12 protein-coding genes are annotated in these 14605 nt (G+C 56.9%); 7 read left to right on the top strand and 5 right to left on the bottom strand.

The annotated features are described in order from the left end of the window. The first annotated feature begins 12 nt into the window (after nucleotides 1-12). Entirely contained in the window at nucleotides 13-1176 is a 1164-nt protein-coding gene (locus G7Y41_RS09840) for an acetylxylan esterase (protein WP_231367296.1), read from the top strand. Nucleotides 1177-1229: 53 nt separating this feature from the next. Here the strand turns inward: G7Y41_RS09840 and G7Y41_RS09835 are convergent, their stop codons facing one another. Beyond that, complete coding sequence (locus tag G7Y41_RS09835) at nucleotides 1230-2495, bottom strand: ROK family protein (RefSeq protein ID WP_196819517.1); 1266 nt, start codon at nucleotides 2493-2495, stop codon at nucleotides 1230-1232. 146 nt (nucleotides 2496-2641) lie between these two features. On the opposite strand from G7Y41_RS09835, the gene G7Y41_RS09830 reads away from it, so the two are divergent. The 5 genes from G7Y41_RS09830 (at nucleotide 2642) to hxlB (ending at nucleotide 7927) form a co-directional block, all read left to right on the top strand. After that, on the top strand, nucleotides 2642-3688 hold the full coding sequence (locus tag G7Y41_RS09830; protein WP_165216884.1) for a substrate-binding domain-containing protein: 1047 nt from the start codon (nucleotides 2642-2644) through the stop codon (nucleotides 3686-3688). A gap of 64 nt (nucleotides 3689-3752) precedes the next feature. After that, the gene (locus G7Y41_RS09825; RefSeq protein ID WP_196819516.1) at nucleotides 3753-5306 is read left to right on the top strand and encodes a sugar ABC transporter ATP-binding protein; all 1554 of its coding nucleotides are present in this window, start codon (nucleotides 3753-3755) and stop codon (nucleotides 5304-5306) included. Between the two features lie 9 nt (nucleotides 5307-5315). Further along, nucleotides 5316-6335 (top strand): ABC transporter permease, encoded by a 1020-nt coding sequence (locus tag G7Y41_RS09820; protein WP_165315525.1) that lies wholly within the window; start codon nucleotides 5316-5318, stop codon nucleotides 6333-6335. 9 nt (nucleotides 6336-6344) lie between these two features. Beyond that, nucleotides 6345-7358 carry an ABC transporter permease gene (locus tag G7Y41_RS09815; RefSeq protein WP_165315526.1) on the top strand — a complete coding sequence of 338 codons (1014 nt, stop codon included), beginning with the start codon at nucleotides 6345-6347 and terminating at the stop codon, nucleotides 7356-7358. Between the two features lie 11 nt (nucleotides 7359-7369). Further along, on the top strand, nucleotides 7370-7927 hold the full coding sequence (gene hxlB, locus G7Y41_RS09810; protein ID WP_165216879.1) for a 6-phospho-3-hexuloisomerase: 558 nt from the start codon (nucleotides 7370-7372) through the stop codon (nucleotides 7925-7927). A gap of 143 nt (nucleotides 7928-8070) precedes the next feature. Here the strand turns inward: hxlB and G7Y41_RS09805 are convergent, their stop codons facing one another. From G7Y41_RS09805 to G7Y41_RS09790, 4 genes are all read right to left on the bottom strand, one after another. Beyond that, a complete protein-coding gene (locus G7Y41_RS09805) occupies nucleotides 8071-9528 on the bottom strand; it encodes an ATP-binding protein (RefSeq protein WP_165315527.1) in 1458 nt (485 codons plus the stop codon). 142 nt (nucleotides 9529-9670) lie between these two features. Beyond that, nucleotides 9671-10891: a mannitol dehydrogenase family protein gene (locus G7Y41_RS09800; RefSeq protein ID WP_165315528.1), complete on the bottom strand. Its 1221-nt coding sequence runs from the start codon at nucleotides 10889-10891 to the stop codon at nucleotides 9671-9673. A gap of 2 nt (nucleotides 10892-10893) precedes the next feature. Then, entirely contained in the window at nucleotides 10894-11952 is a 1059-nt protein-coding gene (locus G7Y41_RS09795) for a carbohydrate kinase family protein (RefSeq protein WP_165315529.1), read from the bottom strand. A 75-nt stretch (nucleotides 11953-12027) separates the two neighbouring features. Then, nucleotides 12028-13305 (bottom strand): ROK family transcriptional regulator, encoded by a 1278-nt coding sequence (locus G7Y41_RS09790; protein WP_165315530.1) that lies wholly within the window; start codon nucleotides 13303-13305, stop codon nucleotides 12028-12030. Nucleotides 13306-13497: 192 nt separating this feature from the next. On the opposite strand from G7Y41_RS09790, the gene G7Y41_RS09785 reads away from it, so the two are divergent. Further along, entirely contained in the window at nucleotides 13498-14529 is a 1032-nt protein-coding gene (locus G7Y41_RS09785) for a TIM barrel protein (protein ID WP_165216868.1), read from the top strand. Nucleotides 14530-14605: the final 76 nt, after the last annotated feature.

The raw sequence follows: 14605 nt of genomic DNA, 5'->3' as shown, positions 1-14605 counted from the left end.
GGAAGCTGACCCGTGCCTCGTTTTGACATGGAACGTGACGAACTGGAAACCTACCGGCCAACGCTGGAGGAACCCGAAAACTTCGACGAATTTTGGGCGAGGACGCTGCGGGAAAACCCTTTCATCCCTCAGAAGGTGACGATTACTCCGGCGCAAACGCCTCTCGTGACGCTGTCTGTTTTCGATGTAACTTTCCCTGGATACGGGGGCGAAACAATCCATGCGTGGCTGACTGTGCCGGCGGGAAGCACGGAAAAACTGCCGACGATTGTCCAATTCCAGGGATACGGTGGTGGCCGCGGGCTTCCGGTGGATCACCTGGATTGGGCGAGCTGCGGTTTTGCCCACCTTTTCATGGACTCCCGAGGTCAGGGAGGAACCTGGGGAAACGGAGGGGCAACCGGGGATTCAGATGGCGGTGGCTCAAGCGAACAGGGCTACATGACCCGCGGCATCGAAAGCCCTGAAAGCTACTACTACCGGCGACTGTACACGGATGCCCATCACGCGGTTGAAGCGGCAGCCGTGCTTCCCCATGTTGATCCCCGGCGAATCATCGTCACCGGCGGCAGTCAGGGAGGAGCCCTCGCAATCGCTGCCGCCTCGCTCAATCATCGAGTGATCGCAGCGATGCCTGACGTGCCCTTCATGAATCACTTCCCCCGATCCGTGGGGATGACCGGGCAGCGGCCCTACGACGAAATCGTTCAGTACCTCTCGGTGTTTCGTGGGCGCGAAGAACAGGTTTTCCACACGCTGTCGTACTTTGACGGAGTGCTCTTAGGGCGTCGCGCCCGAGTTCCCGCGCTCTTTTCCACAGCGCTTATGGATGAAACCTGTCCGCCCTCGTCAGTGTTTGCCTGTCGGAATTGGTGGGGCGCGAAAGCAGAGGAACTCGCAGAAAACGAGAGTGTCAGCGCAACGATTGGGGCTGACGCTCCGATCGCCGGGACCGCCGGAGTCGCAGCTGCCGCCGGAATCGCGGGCATTGTCAGCGCAGTTGGCGCCGCAATGGATGGGAACAACACCCAAAGCTCAGACCACTACGGTGATCTGGCTGTGCGCGCAGACATCAACGTCTACCCCTTCAACCAACACGAAGGTGGAGTGACCTATCAGTGGCTCAAACAGGTTGCATGGGTGCGCGAACTCCTTGACGAGGAGGACCGAGGATAGGGGTGAGCTGTGGGGGATCATTAGCCGCTGATTGGCGAGGAATACAGAGATATTTAGTTCTGCAATAAAACACTCAGCGCTTCCTCAGCAGCACCGATGAGAATTGCATCTTCGCCCAGCGATGAGCGCAGGAACTGGAAGTTTTCCATGAGCGGAGCTGAACACTGACGACGTAGCAGCGTGAGAAGATACCCGGGATCGGAACCGTAGATGGCGTTGACGAAACCGTTGAGCAGGATCGCTTGGGGGTTGAGCATATTGATGACGTTGCTGAACACCACGGAGAGAACTTCGGATTGGCGTGCGCTCTCGGCTCGAATGGCGTCGGTGGCTCCCTCGTAGAGTGCCCTCTCAATGTCGGAGTCGCTGGCGTGTTCCGTGCCGATTGCGCGAAGAAGATTGAATCGGTTAACGACATCGTTGACTGTTCGGGCCGTGGTTCGGCCCGCTGTTCCCCGCGGAGGTGCCGTGAGGAATTCACCGAATTGTGCGGCGTATCCTTGACTCCCACGAAGCGGTGATCCCCCAACGAGGATCACTGATGTAATGCCGTCGTCGTTGCCTCCGATATACACAACGTCGCTGAATCCTTTGGCCCCGCCGAATCGGGTTTCAGCAAGGGCGGCCGCTTCTGCGTGGGTGATCACTGAGAGAGGACGATCGAGTGTCTGAGCGAGTTCCTGCTGGACGTTGACGTTCTCCCAGCCAAGCTGTGGAGCGAGTCGGATCGTCTGGTCATCTTGGGAGAGCATGCCCGACAGGGTGAGGACGTATCCGATGCAGCGGAATCCGCTCGGTGCTGAACCAAAGGCAAGGGCATCGGGCGTGTGAAGAAGGGTGCGGATGTCGTCAATTGTGGGCGGGGTTGTTCGGGCGACGGTGTGGCGGGCGAGGATTTTTCCGCCGAGTCCGACGAGTGCTGTGGTCACTGATCGAACATCGACGCTGATGATTCCCACACCGATGAGGGAATTGGGGTGCAGGAGTGCGCTTGGGCGTCCTCGTTCCCTTCGGATGGACATGTCCGGTGGAGATTCGATGACGAGTTCGCGTTCAATGAGCTCGTTTGTCAGTGCAATGATCGTTGACCGATTGAGTCCGGTCATGGGGCCGAGGGCGGCGCGGGTGATCGACCCTGAATAGTGAACGGGGCGCAGGACTGCGGCGAGGTTGTTTCGACGTACCGCGGTGAAGTCCATTCCGGTCGGTGCGTGAGAGGGAGTCGCGGTGCGTGAACCCAAAGATATTCCCCTCTCCACAAGTTCCCGTGTTGTCCCCAGGTAGTGCGCAAAAATGCCGCTCGTTTTTAAGGGTAGCACCGTGATTTCCCTGCATCGAAAGGGAGTGTTCATCTAATTGTGACCAAGGAATTGTGCTGAGCGACTTGACGAGGGGGTATCCGAAGACGCATATTGATCATGGTCGCAACAAAATGCGATGTAGTTGTCTTTCAAAGGAGAATGGCATGAAGGCACGGTTCGGTCGCGCAATAGTCCTCGCCACTGCAACAGCTCTGATGGCTACGCTGAGTGCGTGCGGCTCGACAGTGAGCAGTAGCTCGTCTGGAGAATCCGGAGGCGACGACGGAAACTACACGATCGTCACAGTTTCCAAGGTGGAAGGTATTCCGTGGTTTGAACGTATGAACCAGGGAGTTCAACAGTTCGGCAAGGACAACTCCGGTGTGTCGGCGCGTCAGACTGGTCCCTCGACCGGTGACTCCGCCCAACAGATTCAGATTGTTCAAGACCTCATCGCTCAGAATGTTGATGCGATCGTCGTCGTTCCAAATGACCCACAAGGAATCGCACCCGTACTTAAGCAGGCTCGTGATAAAGGAATCGTTGTCATCACTCACGAAGCACCGGCACTTGCGGGTACTGAGAGCGTCGACTACGACCTCGAAGCCTTCGATAACACGAAGTTCGGTGAGCAGATGTACGAAAACCTCGCCAAATCGATGGGTGGTAAGGGAACGTACGTCACGATGGTTGCCTCGCTAACAAACGAAACACACATGGCCTGGTACGAAGCGGGGACCGCATATCTGAAGAAGAACTACCCGGATATGAAACCGGTGACCGATACCCCATACGAGGACAATAACGACGACGCCGTTGCGCAGTCGAAGTCGCTTGAAATCCTCAAAGCCCATCCCGATCTGGGCGGATTCGCGGGAATGTCTGTGTCAGCAGGATCGAACTTTGCGGCGGCAATCAAGGATAAAAACATGACGAACATTGCCGTTTCTACGCTGTCTGTTCCGTCGATCTCGGACTCCTACCTTGCAGAGGGATGGATGGACAATGCTCAAGGATGGGACCCAATGGCAGCCGGCTACGCTGCCAACATCCTGGCCCTGAAACTACTCAAGGGCGAAAAGATTGAATCGACAGTGGACCTGAAGGCAAATGGCTTCGCATCGGCCTCGGTGACAAATGGCTTGGTCACGGGTGACGGCATTGTCAGCTTCACATCCGATTCACATTCGTCAGGAAAGTATCCCTACTGACACGTCACAGGTGGGCCGGCGGGCGTACGCCCGCCGGCCCACGCTCACACAGACAAGAGTTCTCATGATGACAACAGTCCAGCCTCTGCTTGAGGTTTCACATGTGACAAAACGGTTTTCCGGAACGACCGCGCTCAACGATGTGAATTTCACCGTTTTCCCAGGAACGATCGTGTGTTTAGCGGGAGAAAATGGCTGTGGAAAATCAACCTTGGTCAAGGTGATCTCCGGGGTACACGTACCCGATTCAGGATCGGTCGCAATCGGTGGGCATGACCTTCAACTTGGGCACCCTCAAGCATCGATCGACGCTGGAATCCAGGTAATTTTCCAAGACCTCGCTCTCTTCGACCACCTGACCATCGCGGAAAACATTGCATTCCTCCGCACTCGTCAGCAGCGCAGCTCGTTGATCAATCGGAAGAAGATCGTCAGCATTGCACGTGAACAACTCACACGTATCGGTGTTGACCTGGATCCCAGTGCCCTCGTCTCGTCACTGTCCGTGGCGAACAAGCAGATCGTGGCGATCTGCCGTGCACTGTCGATGAATGCACGGGTGCTATTCATGGATGAACCGACAACGGCACTGACATCAACGGAAGTGGATCGGTTGCTGTCGATCGTCCTCGACCTCAAACGGCAGGGACTGTCGGTGGTCTTCATCAGCCATAAACTTGATGAGGTCTTCAAGATTGCCGATTCGATGACGATTCTGCGCGACGGCGTGACGGTCGGAAATTTTGCCGCTGCGGATCTCGACGAAAAGAAGCTCGCATACTATATGACCGGTCGCGACGTGGAGTACACGCGCTATCAGCGCACACGTCAAGACGACAACTCACTGCTGGAAACACGAGGTCTAACTCGGACCGGACACTATGCCGACGTGAACGTGCAGGTGAAACCGGGAGATATTCTCGGAATCACCGGACTACTGGGGTCGGGACGAACGGAATTTGCTCTTTCGCTTTTCGGTCTTAACGCACCGACATCAGGATCCATCCTGGTTGAAGGAACGGAAGTGTCGATTAACAGTCCTTCGGATGCTCTAGCACATGGAATTGCGTTGCTCCCGGAGGATCGTAAGAAGCAGGCACTCTTTCTTCGCCAGTCAGTGGAACGTAACATCACGTCTTCGGCTTTGTCGCGTGTGACGAACCGTGTCGGCAGTATTGCCTCCGAAAAAGAAAAGCATCTGGCCACCCAGATGGTTGAGCAGCTGAGGGTGAATAACAGGGATATCACCATCCGCTCAGGCGCTCTGTCCGGCGGAAACCAGCAGAAAGTTGTCATCGGAAAATGGATGGCAGCTCAGCCGACGGTACTCATCCTCGATAGTCCGACCGTTGGAATCGACATCGGTTCCAAGGATGAAATTTACGAGGCAATCCAGCACCTAGCCAGCGAAGGGATGGGTCTCATCGTGATCTCGGATGAAGCCGAGGAGATTGCGACAATCTGCAACAAAGTCCTCGTGATGCACGCGGGACGTGTTGTGGAGACATTCCGGGACTATGAAATGGCCGCAGCTGACTTCAAGAAGCGCTTAGCGCGAATCATTGCAAACCCGCCGTCAACCGACGCTGCGCTAGATCTTTCTCAGGTCGGAGAGTGAGGGATCGACATGTTTTCACGTCTCTTTCATCGCCGAGCAACTTCGATGGAAAAGTACTTGGTGATCGTTGTCATTGCTTACATTGCGCTCGTCGGAATCAAGAACCCGTTGTTCTTCAGCCTTGAGACAGTGTTCGACACAGTGCGTTCAGGATCAACAATGATCCTCTTTGGCCTGGGTCTACTTGTCGTTCTCATCTGCGGCGGAATCGATGTTTCGTTTACGGCGATTGCTGCTGCCGGTGGATACCTTGCCGTGAAAATTCTTCTGGCATCAGGTATCGACAACATTCTGCTCGCCTGCGCTATCGCCGGCCTATCGGGATGTCTCATGGGCCTGGTCAATGCGGTGCTTGTGCACAAATACAAGCTCCATGCCCTGATCGTTACGTTGGGGACGCAGTCGGTGTTCTACGGTGGAATGGCACTCGTCCTCGGGACAAAATCGTATTCTGCCGCGGAGATGCCCAAATCGATGGCCTCTTTCGGCAGCGCCAACATCGTGTCGTTCGCAGCAGACGATGGTTCAAGCTACGGTCTGACGGTCTTCTTCCCCATCGCTGTGGTCATTGGTGTGTTGACCTGGTTCATCCTCTACCGTTGGAGGCTTGGTCGTGAGATTTTTGCGGTGGGAAGCGACGCAGATGCCGCAAGCCGAATCGGAATTAATGTCGGCCTTGTCCGTGGGTTTGTTTACGGCTACGCGGGTCTTCTCGCAGGGATCACCGGGGTGATCTATTTTTCCAATCTGCGCTTCGTCAACCCCACAGGCTTAGTCGGTTCCGAACTCTTCGTGTTGGCCGCAGTAGTCATCGGTGGTGCGACCCTGACGGGCGGAGAAGGCACGATTCTTGGGACGATCTTGGGAGTTACGGTGGTTCAACTCTTCCAGAACACCCTGGTATTTCTTGGGCTCTCGGCCTCGTTTAACAACTTTTTCTTCGGGACCGTCCTGCTCGTCACGCTCGCAACAATGTATCTGCGAAAGCGCCGAGCAAACCGCGAAAATCTGGTCTTCGGAAACGCCTAGGGAAGAAAAATGACAATGGATATTCGTTTTATTCGACGCCACCGAGACTCATTGATGCTTGTCATCGCTGGTTTTCTTCTCTACGTCGTGCTGGGTGCAGTTCTCGGTGGACGATTCTTCTCGGTCGTCAATTTCCAATCGATGGCGATCCAGATGTCCGTCTTGGGTCTCCTCTCGCTTGCAATGTCTCTGGCCATGCTCTCGGGCGGGATTGATCTATCGATCGTTTCGATCGCAGCGGTTGCGTCGATTGCAGGGGCATACGTGATGTCAGGGTCACTTATTCCGCTCTCGGACGGTGACGATGTTCTGGTGACCGCAATCGGCATCATCGTGATTGTCATCGTTGGCGTTCTCTGTGGCGCCGTTAACGGAGTGCTCGTCGCATGGTTTTCCGTGCCACCAATTCTGGTCACCCTCGCAACGATGATCTTCTTTAGCGGCATCGCTTTAGCCGTGACGAACGGAAACAGCGTTGCGGTCCAAGCGTCGAGTCTGTCCGCGCTGTCCACCGCGACGCTCGCGGGAATCCCGGTTGCCTTCATCATTCTTGTCATTGCCTTCGCCCTCGTTGCCTTTGTTTTGAGACGGAGGAAACTTGGTCGACGCATCTACCTTGTCGGCGAATCGGTGACCTCCGCTCGTTTCAGCGGAGTAAGGACCGATGTCGTTAAGTTCTGGGTGTACACGGTGTCTGGATTACTTTCTGGCATCGCAGCGGTTCTCATGCTCGCTTCACAGAATGCTGCGCGCGAAGGATTCGGTGAGTCGTACCAGCTTCAAGCAATCCTCGTTGCGGTACTTGCAGGCTTTGACCCAGACGGCGGTAAAGGCCGGGCATGGAACGTACTCCTGGCGGTCATCGTTCTTCAGTCGCTTCAGAGCGCATTCTCGATCTTCGGCTATTCACCTTTCGCAAAGACATTCGTCTGGGGTGCGATGCTCCTGATCGTCATGGTTCTCAACTATTATCTGGGTTCCGGGCGCATGATTGTGCGCCGTAAGACCCCACAACATCAATGAAAGGTCGCCACATGTCATTTGCAGAAAACTCACAAACAATCGTTTCCGAACTGTCGGAGGTTATGCAGCGAGTGTCCTCTCGCGAGGTCGTTGATCTTCGACGCGCAATCCTCGGTGCTCGGCGGGTCATCGTCATCGGCGTGGGGCGCGAGGGCCTAGCGGCTCGTGCCTTCACCATGCGGCTGGCCCATGCCGGTATTGACTCCCACTGGATTTGGGACGACACCACCCCTTCCCTCACCGCAGATGATCTGCTGATTGCGGTCAGTGGATCCGGGGAGATTGGGCACATTGACTATGTCGTTTCTCGCGCCGAGAAAATCGGAGCGCAGATCGCTGTTGTCACTGCAAATCCGCAGGGCAAAACCGCGCTGCGCGCCCAGCACATCGTGACCGTGCCCGCCGCCGCTTTCCTGTCGAGCGGGGACATGGTTGAGAGCATCCAGCCGATGGGTTCCCTCTTCGAGCAGTCTGTCTGGTTGATGTTTGACTGCGTCATTTTGGATATTGAAGAGGCCGAGCAACTCGATCACGCCGACCTGGTTGATCGGCATCGAAACCTTGAGTGATCTGGTGTTTGAGCCTCCACAATAGATTGGCAGGCGGAGCTTCCCACTTACTTCCCACTCAACATCCCACAGTGGGAAGTTCAGTGGGAAGCTGAGTGGGAAGTTTGCTCCCTCAAACGAGGATCGACGTGAATCAACGGATGTTAGCAGTGGCGCGAGCTGTGCGAACCCACGACGATGCGGTACCGCTGCCGGGGACTCCTCGGCGGTTCAACGGCCTCGATGACGCCGGCGTCAATGAGTTGATTGATTGCCTTTTGGATCGCACTTCGGCTCAGGCTGGTTGCCTTGATGAGTTCGGTTGTCGATGCACTGGAATGTTCGTGAATGAAAGCGTTGACTTTGTCGTACGCAGTCTCGTACCGTTCCTGCGGTGCGACTCGCCGGCGATGAAACACGATGGTGAAGTATGTCAGCTCCCCCCGAATTTCCGCCGGGGGTAAAAGGGCATCGGCAAGCGAGGACTGGATGACCTGGATCCCCGTTCCGCGGTTTTCAGCGACGATGCCCCCACTGGGAAGAGCAACGGTTTCGAGCAAAGTTGCTAACCGCTGGTTGCGCGTGGAACTCAGGCCCGCAGTACCCAGGTTTGACAGGGTCACAGCACCGTAGAGGCCTCCGGGGTTCGTAATCTCAAGACGATCAACGAACATATTGATCTGCACCTGAGTTCCTCGTGCAAGCGGGGAGTAGTCGCGGTGCATGAGCGCGTTGACGACGGCCTCGCGAACGGCAACGAGCGGATAGTCCGGAAGCTCAGTGCGGAAGGTATCTCCGATGATTGCGCCCGTGCGCATATTGTTCTTTACCAGCTCAACCGATCTTTCAACGAGTTCCGGTATCGGTCCCGTTAAAGTCTCCGAATGGAGGAGCCGTGTGCCGGTGGTGATCTCGCCTTTTGATGTTCCAGGGAAGAGGGCGAAGGTCACGGTGAGTCTGGGGAAGAATTCTTGCGGATATTCACCCATAGCCAGGAGTGCCGCGAGGGTCACCTGATCGTTCTTGAGGAGCCGGAGGTGCTTGTAAGCCTGTTGAGTTCCGTTGGAGAAGGAACGAGGACGAGCTCGCTTTTCAGACTCAAGAAAGGGCTGAAGGATTTCAGGGTTGAGGTCATCGATTGTTGCCTCGGCAACGCCGTCCTCGTCCCATCGGGGTTGATGCTGCTCCTCAATGAGGCGGTCAACTTCGTAGGTTTCCAAGCGAATATCGCCGTCGCCCCCACGTCTGTACGAGCCGGCGTAGCGTCCGCGCTCGCGGATGTAGCAGGGTTTGTCGTAGGGAGGAATTTCGGGAATTTCGGCGACAAGAATCGGGATGTCATCCACATCTTCGATGCGGATATTCGGTCTAACAACCGGAGACATCTGATCGCACCTGGACAGTAGCTGGTCCTGGAGCTGGTGAACGTTGGCGGTGCGATCTGCGGTAAAGCCGTCGCGTTCCGATACGCCGATGATCAGTGTGCCTCCACCGGAATTAGAGAAGGCGCTGAGTGTTGGAAGGATTTCTTTCCCAACACCTTTCTTGACCTCGATCCGCTGCGTGTCTGTCCCGATGATGCGCAGACGATCAATCGTTTCCTGGGCGCTGCTCTCCAACATAACACCTAACATAACACTCAACATCCCACAGTGGGAAGTTCAGTGGGAAGCTGAGTGGGAAGTTCGCTGTGAACGAGCAATCAGCCAAGTATTTTCGCTGAAATTCTGCGCCTCACACGGTTCTCTATTGAGCGTGTGCACCCTAGATCAAACCCTTCTTCACAATGTATTCGTTCAGTAGGCGCATCTGTTCAGCCCAGTCGAAACCAGCAGCGGCCTGATCAATCTGAGCGTTCATGAGCGCGCGCTCGTCCTCGTCCCCTGAATTAGACGATTCGGAGGACCAGAGGGCGGACTCAACAAAAGAACGTGCACGCGGCAGATCCCATCCCGGCTCTTGGGAGAGTCGGGCGATGCCAACCGCAAGAGCAAGGGAGAGGTAGCTGCGCGCAACCCCCTGAGACTGCGCCAGGCGATATGCCCCGACGAGGCGGTCATGGGAACCCAATTTGCGTTCGGGGTCACGGCCGACGCGCTCGCACGGATCACCCAAAGCCCGGTTGGCAAAACGAGCTAAGAGATCGTCGATATGCTCGGTCAGGGCCGAATAGTCCGCTCCGTAATGCCTGGCCAGAGCCAGTGCGGACTGATTCATCGCCGAACGCACAAGACTGTGAATCCGCGGATCCGCGGTGGCTTGCCAGATGAACTCATGACCGTAGATTTCTCCCACATAGGCACACAAGCAGTGGCCCATGTTGTGAACGAATAGCTTGCGATCAGCGTAGAAATCGAAAGCGACGTCATCAATTCCAACGAGGCCGCGAACTGTGGGACGCGGGGCCTTCAACGCCGTCGCATCGTAGGGAAGCTGGCAATACGGCTCGGCACGAACCAGGGTTGGCGTGCGCTGAAGCTCGGGGGGAACGGCGGGGATCATCCTCCCGATCGACGTTTCTGCCAGTCCGCAGTGGGTGAGCAGGTGGTCACGATATTCGGTGGGAATATGCTCAAGCAGCAGGTCGCGGACCACCCGTGAGGCCCCGTGAATGTTCTCGCAGAGAAGAATATCGAGGGGGCCGTGACCCGCTTCCCATCTGGAGGCAAGGCCGTGAGCCAGCGCCGGGGCGATCAGCGGCAGTACCCGTGCCCCCACCGATGTTGTCACTAGGTCAGCGCGTGTTATCAGGGCATCAACGGCGTCCTGGTCGGAAGAATACGCGGCATCGACACGTGTGATGGTGCGTGGAACGGTTCCGTTGGTGGACACGGTTTCGTGAATATACGAACCGTCCGTGTGCAGCGCATCCACCACCTGCGGAGCAACATCGAGGAAGGTGACGTCCCACCCCGAGTCGGAGAAAATCTGGCCGATGAACCCGCGTCCAACGTTTCCGGCGCCGAAAGCAACAAGCTGAGGCACGATTAGTGCTCCTGGGCGAGGGGTGCGTCGGCATCCCAGGCGTCGCCATTGTCGACGTCGGCGAATGCCTCGAGGGGTCGGCTCAGGAGTTTGCGCGCGACTGATTCCGAGGCGAAACGGATTGCGGCCTGCGGCGTTGCCCGACGAGTCAACGCGTGGAGGAAGGATGCCTTGAATGTGTCCCCGGCTCCGTTCGTGTCCAGCGGTCCGTCGGCTTCTTTCTCCACGGGCACAGCTGGGTCCCAGATCGACTGGTTCGCCCACTGCTTCGCGTTGATTCCCGTGAGCGTGGCCAGGGGTGCCAGTCGGTCAGCGTCATTCGTTGCCAGGTACGCACCGTGTTTTCCCACAGTAACGAGGACGAGGCCGGCACCCTGGTCAAGGAAAGTGCGGGTCTGCTTCTCAATGAGTTCCGTGTCAAAGTCGGCGCTGATACCGGGCAGGCACGAGGCAATGTCATCCCAGGATGGGCAGAATACGTCCGTGACCGGAAGAACCTGCGCAAAGAGTGCATTCCAGTCAAGCTGTTTCAGGGGCGAGTTATCTGCCAGGTAGGCCAAGTCAAGACTGGTCGCATTACCTAGAGCGTGGGCGCGGTCGAAGAGGTCGGCGACGGGGCGGCCGTTGTCGGCGCACATTCCGGGGCAGAGTGTGGGGTATCCGAAGTGGCAGATCGTGTTCGAGTGGAGGGTGCATTCGCCGGTGAAGAAATCGTTGGCACCGGTGTGATGAAGGAAGGAACGGTCGGTCTGTGGCGGACGGATGACAACGGAGTAGGACGTGGCAGCTTTGGGATGAGCGGTGAGTTCAACGTGGCCGGGGTGCTCATCCTCAAGTTTTCTTCGGCAGATGGTGCCGAGGTCGTCGTTGCCAACCATTCCGGAGAGGAAAACCTCGGTGTCGAGGTGTTTGAGTGCGCGAGCACAGTTCGACAGAGTTCCGCCGGTGCGGATTTCGATGGGGCCGACCTCGGTGAGTTCGCCGGGAACTCCGAGGCGTTCTGAGTGCAGGTGAGGTGTGAGATCGACGCAGACATGGCCGATAACGTGTACTGCTACCACGGTGGACCCTCGTTTCACATACAACTTCGTATTTATGATCGACGACAAAACATAATACGCAAAGTTGACGAGATTTCAAGATGTCAGGTCGATCCACGAGGACGGGTCGGCGATCAGCGGATGGAGGGCGTTGAAGGCGCCGCCCGTACATGCGGGAAGCGCAATCATCGGGCCTTGAACCAGCTCGATCCCACGATGCTTCGCGCCGATCACCCGCAGCGTCAGACCCGACTCGATGTGCGGGCGAAGCCAGGGAAGTAGTGACCCGAGGGAGGTTCCGAAAACCACCCGGGAGATGTCGACAACATTGATGACATCCGACAGCGCCACGCCGAGCGCCCATCCGGCTTTTTCGACGGCGGTCGCCGCGGCCTCGTCGCCCTCTCTGAGCAGCTGAATGAGGTCGTGCACGGAGCTTTCACGTGAGAGACCCGCTGCTTTCAAGATCGAGGCCTGACCGGCGAAAGCCTCGAGACATCCCACGGAGCCGCAGGAGCATTGGGGTCCGACGGGGTCGACGGTCAGGTGGCCGATTTCTCCGGCCCATCCGTGGGACCCGCGGGTGAGTGCACCACCCGTGAGGATCGATCCGCCGATTCCGACATCGCCCGCGATGTAGAGGAATGTCGCATCAGTGCGCGAACACCCCGGTCGAGTAAATGCCGCAGCCAGACTCTGAAGATCGGCATCGTTGTGAATCTGCGTATCGATGCCGAGGGAATTCCAGCGCTCTCCGAGCATGGCGAGAGGGGCAAATTCGGACCATCCGAGATTGGGGGCCACAAGGAGGCTGTGATTCTCCGTATTGACGAGGCCGGGGACCCCCAGGGAGGCCCCGGCGAAGCGAACTCCGGTTGCGGCAAGGCTTGAGATCATGGATGCCGCGGAATCGCCGAGGAGAGTGAGCATTGTTTCGGGAGAATCCAACAGGTCGAGGCCGGAGAGCCGAAATTCCGCGAGAGTTGTCCCGGCCAAATCGATGGCGCGCCCCGCAACGAAATCAACGTTTGCCTCGAGGCCGATGCCGGCGACGGTGCGAGATGCCGGCGCAAGGGGAGTCCCCGGTCGTCCTCGTGAAAGAGACTCTTCGGGCTTCTTTTCATGGACGATTCCCGCTCCAATGAGTTCGTTGATCAGGCGGGAGACCGTTGCGCGCCCAAGACCTGTGCGCGTTGCGAGGGCGGCGCGTGTCAGCGAGGTTGGTGAGCCGAAAATGAGGCAAGAAATGAGGGAGAGATTCTGCTGGCGAACACTCGCCTGGCTTGCGGGGACGGTGGGGGCTGCGCCGACGAGGGGGGTTGACAGAGTCAGGGGAACTCCGTGAGCGGGGAGAGTCTGTTGCGAGCCGGCCATGTAGGTGAGAGTAGCGCAGTCTGTGGAGCAAAGTGACGTAAAGGCTTGACAGGAGTCGTTCATCAGTTAATAGTTTCATCATCGAACATTAATCGGTGTTCGGGTGAGACAAGCCGCGACGACGCTGTTGCGCAGTCGCAGGAACGCAAGGGCGCGTTCTGCCCTTGTGAGAATGTGGAGGAGAGTTATCAGATGAGCAGGTTCAGGTACACCGTTGGTCCGTGGAATGTTGCTGAAGGAACTGACGTCTATGGGCCACAGACCCGCCGCAGTCTGACAATGAAGGAAAAAATTGAGCGTTTTGCCCAGATGGGGTTCTCGGCGATCCAGTTCCATGATGACGATGCTGTGCCGGATATCCAGTCGAAGTCCATTGACCAGATCAGGGACGAGGCGCACGAGCTTCGAGAGTTCCTCGACTCCCTGGGCGTTGGATGTGAATTCGTCGCACCGCGTCTGTGGTTCGATCCCGCGTTCAAGGACGGCGCCTACACCGCGCCTAAGCGTGAGAATTGGGAGCGTGCCCTGTGGAGGTCGGAGCGCACCATCGACATTGCGAACATTCTGGGTGCGGACCTCATTGTGCTGTGGCTTGCCCGTGAGGGAACCCTGTGTCAGGAGTCGAAGAATCCTGTTGACATGATCAATCAGCTCAAAGAGTCGCTGAACTACATGCTTGGCTACGACGACAAGGTGCGCATTGCGATTGAGCCGAAGCCAAATGAGCCGATTGATCGCTCCTACGCGGGAACCGCGGGACACGCGCTAGCCCTCGGAGGCCTCACGGATGACCCTTCGCGCTGCGGTGTTCTCATCGAATCGGCACACTCGGTGCTCGCCGGACTGGACCCCACGGCCGACATGGCTTTCGCGATCGCCGCGAACAAACTCTTCTCCGTTCACCTCAACGATCAAAACGGCATGAAGTTTGATCAGGACAAGATCTTTGGTTCGGAGTCCCTGCGCTCAACTTTCAACCAGATTAAGTTGCTTATTGATAACAATTATGGATCGGCGGGTGAGTACATCGGTCTCGATGTCAAAGCCATGCGGTCCACGGCTGACGAATTTGGCTTCAAACACTTGGAAAACTCGCTTCGGATCGTCGAATTGATGGAAGACAAGGTTGAGAAGTTCGACCAGTCGATCGTCGATGATTTGGTGGCGAAAGATGACTACGAGGGTGTGGAAATCTACATTCTCGAGCTACTTTTGGGGGCATGAAGCACTGATTTTGTTGCATAGTGTGCGTTATGCTGTCAGCGCCGGGTACAAACCGGTCATCCGCTGTTCTTAGTGA

The organism is Schaalia sp. ZJ405 (assembly GCF_011038885.2).
Taxonomy (GTDB): domain Bacteria; phylum Actinomycetota; class Actinomycetes; order Actinomycetales; family Actinomycetaceae; genus Pauljensenia.
This window is presented reverse-complemented; position numbering and strand designations above follow the sequence as displayed.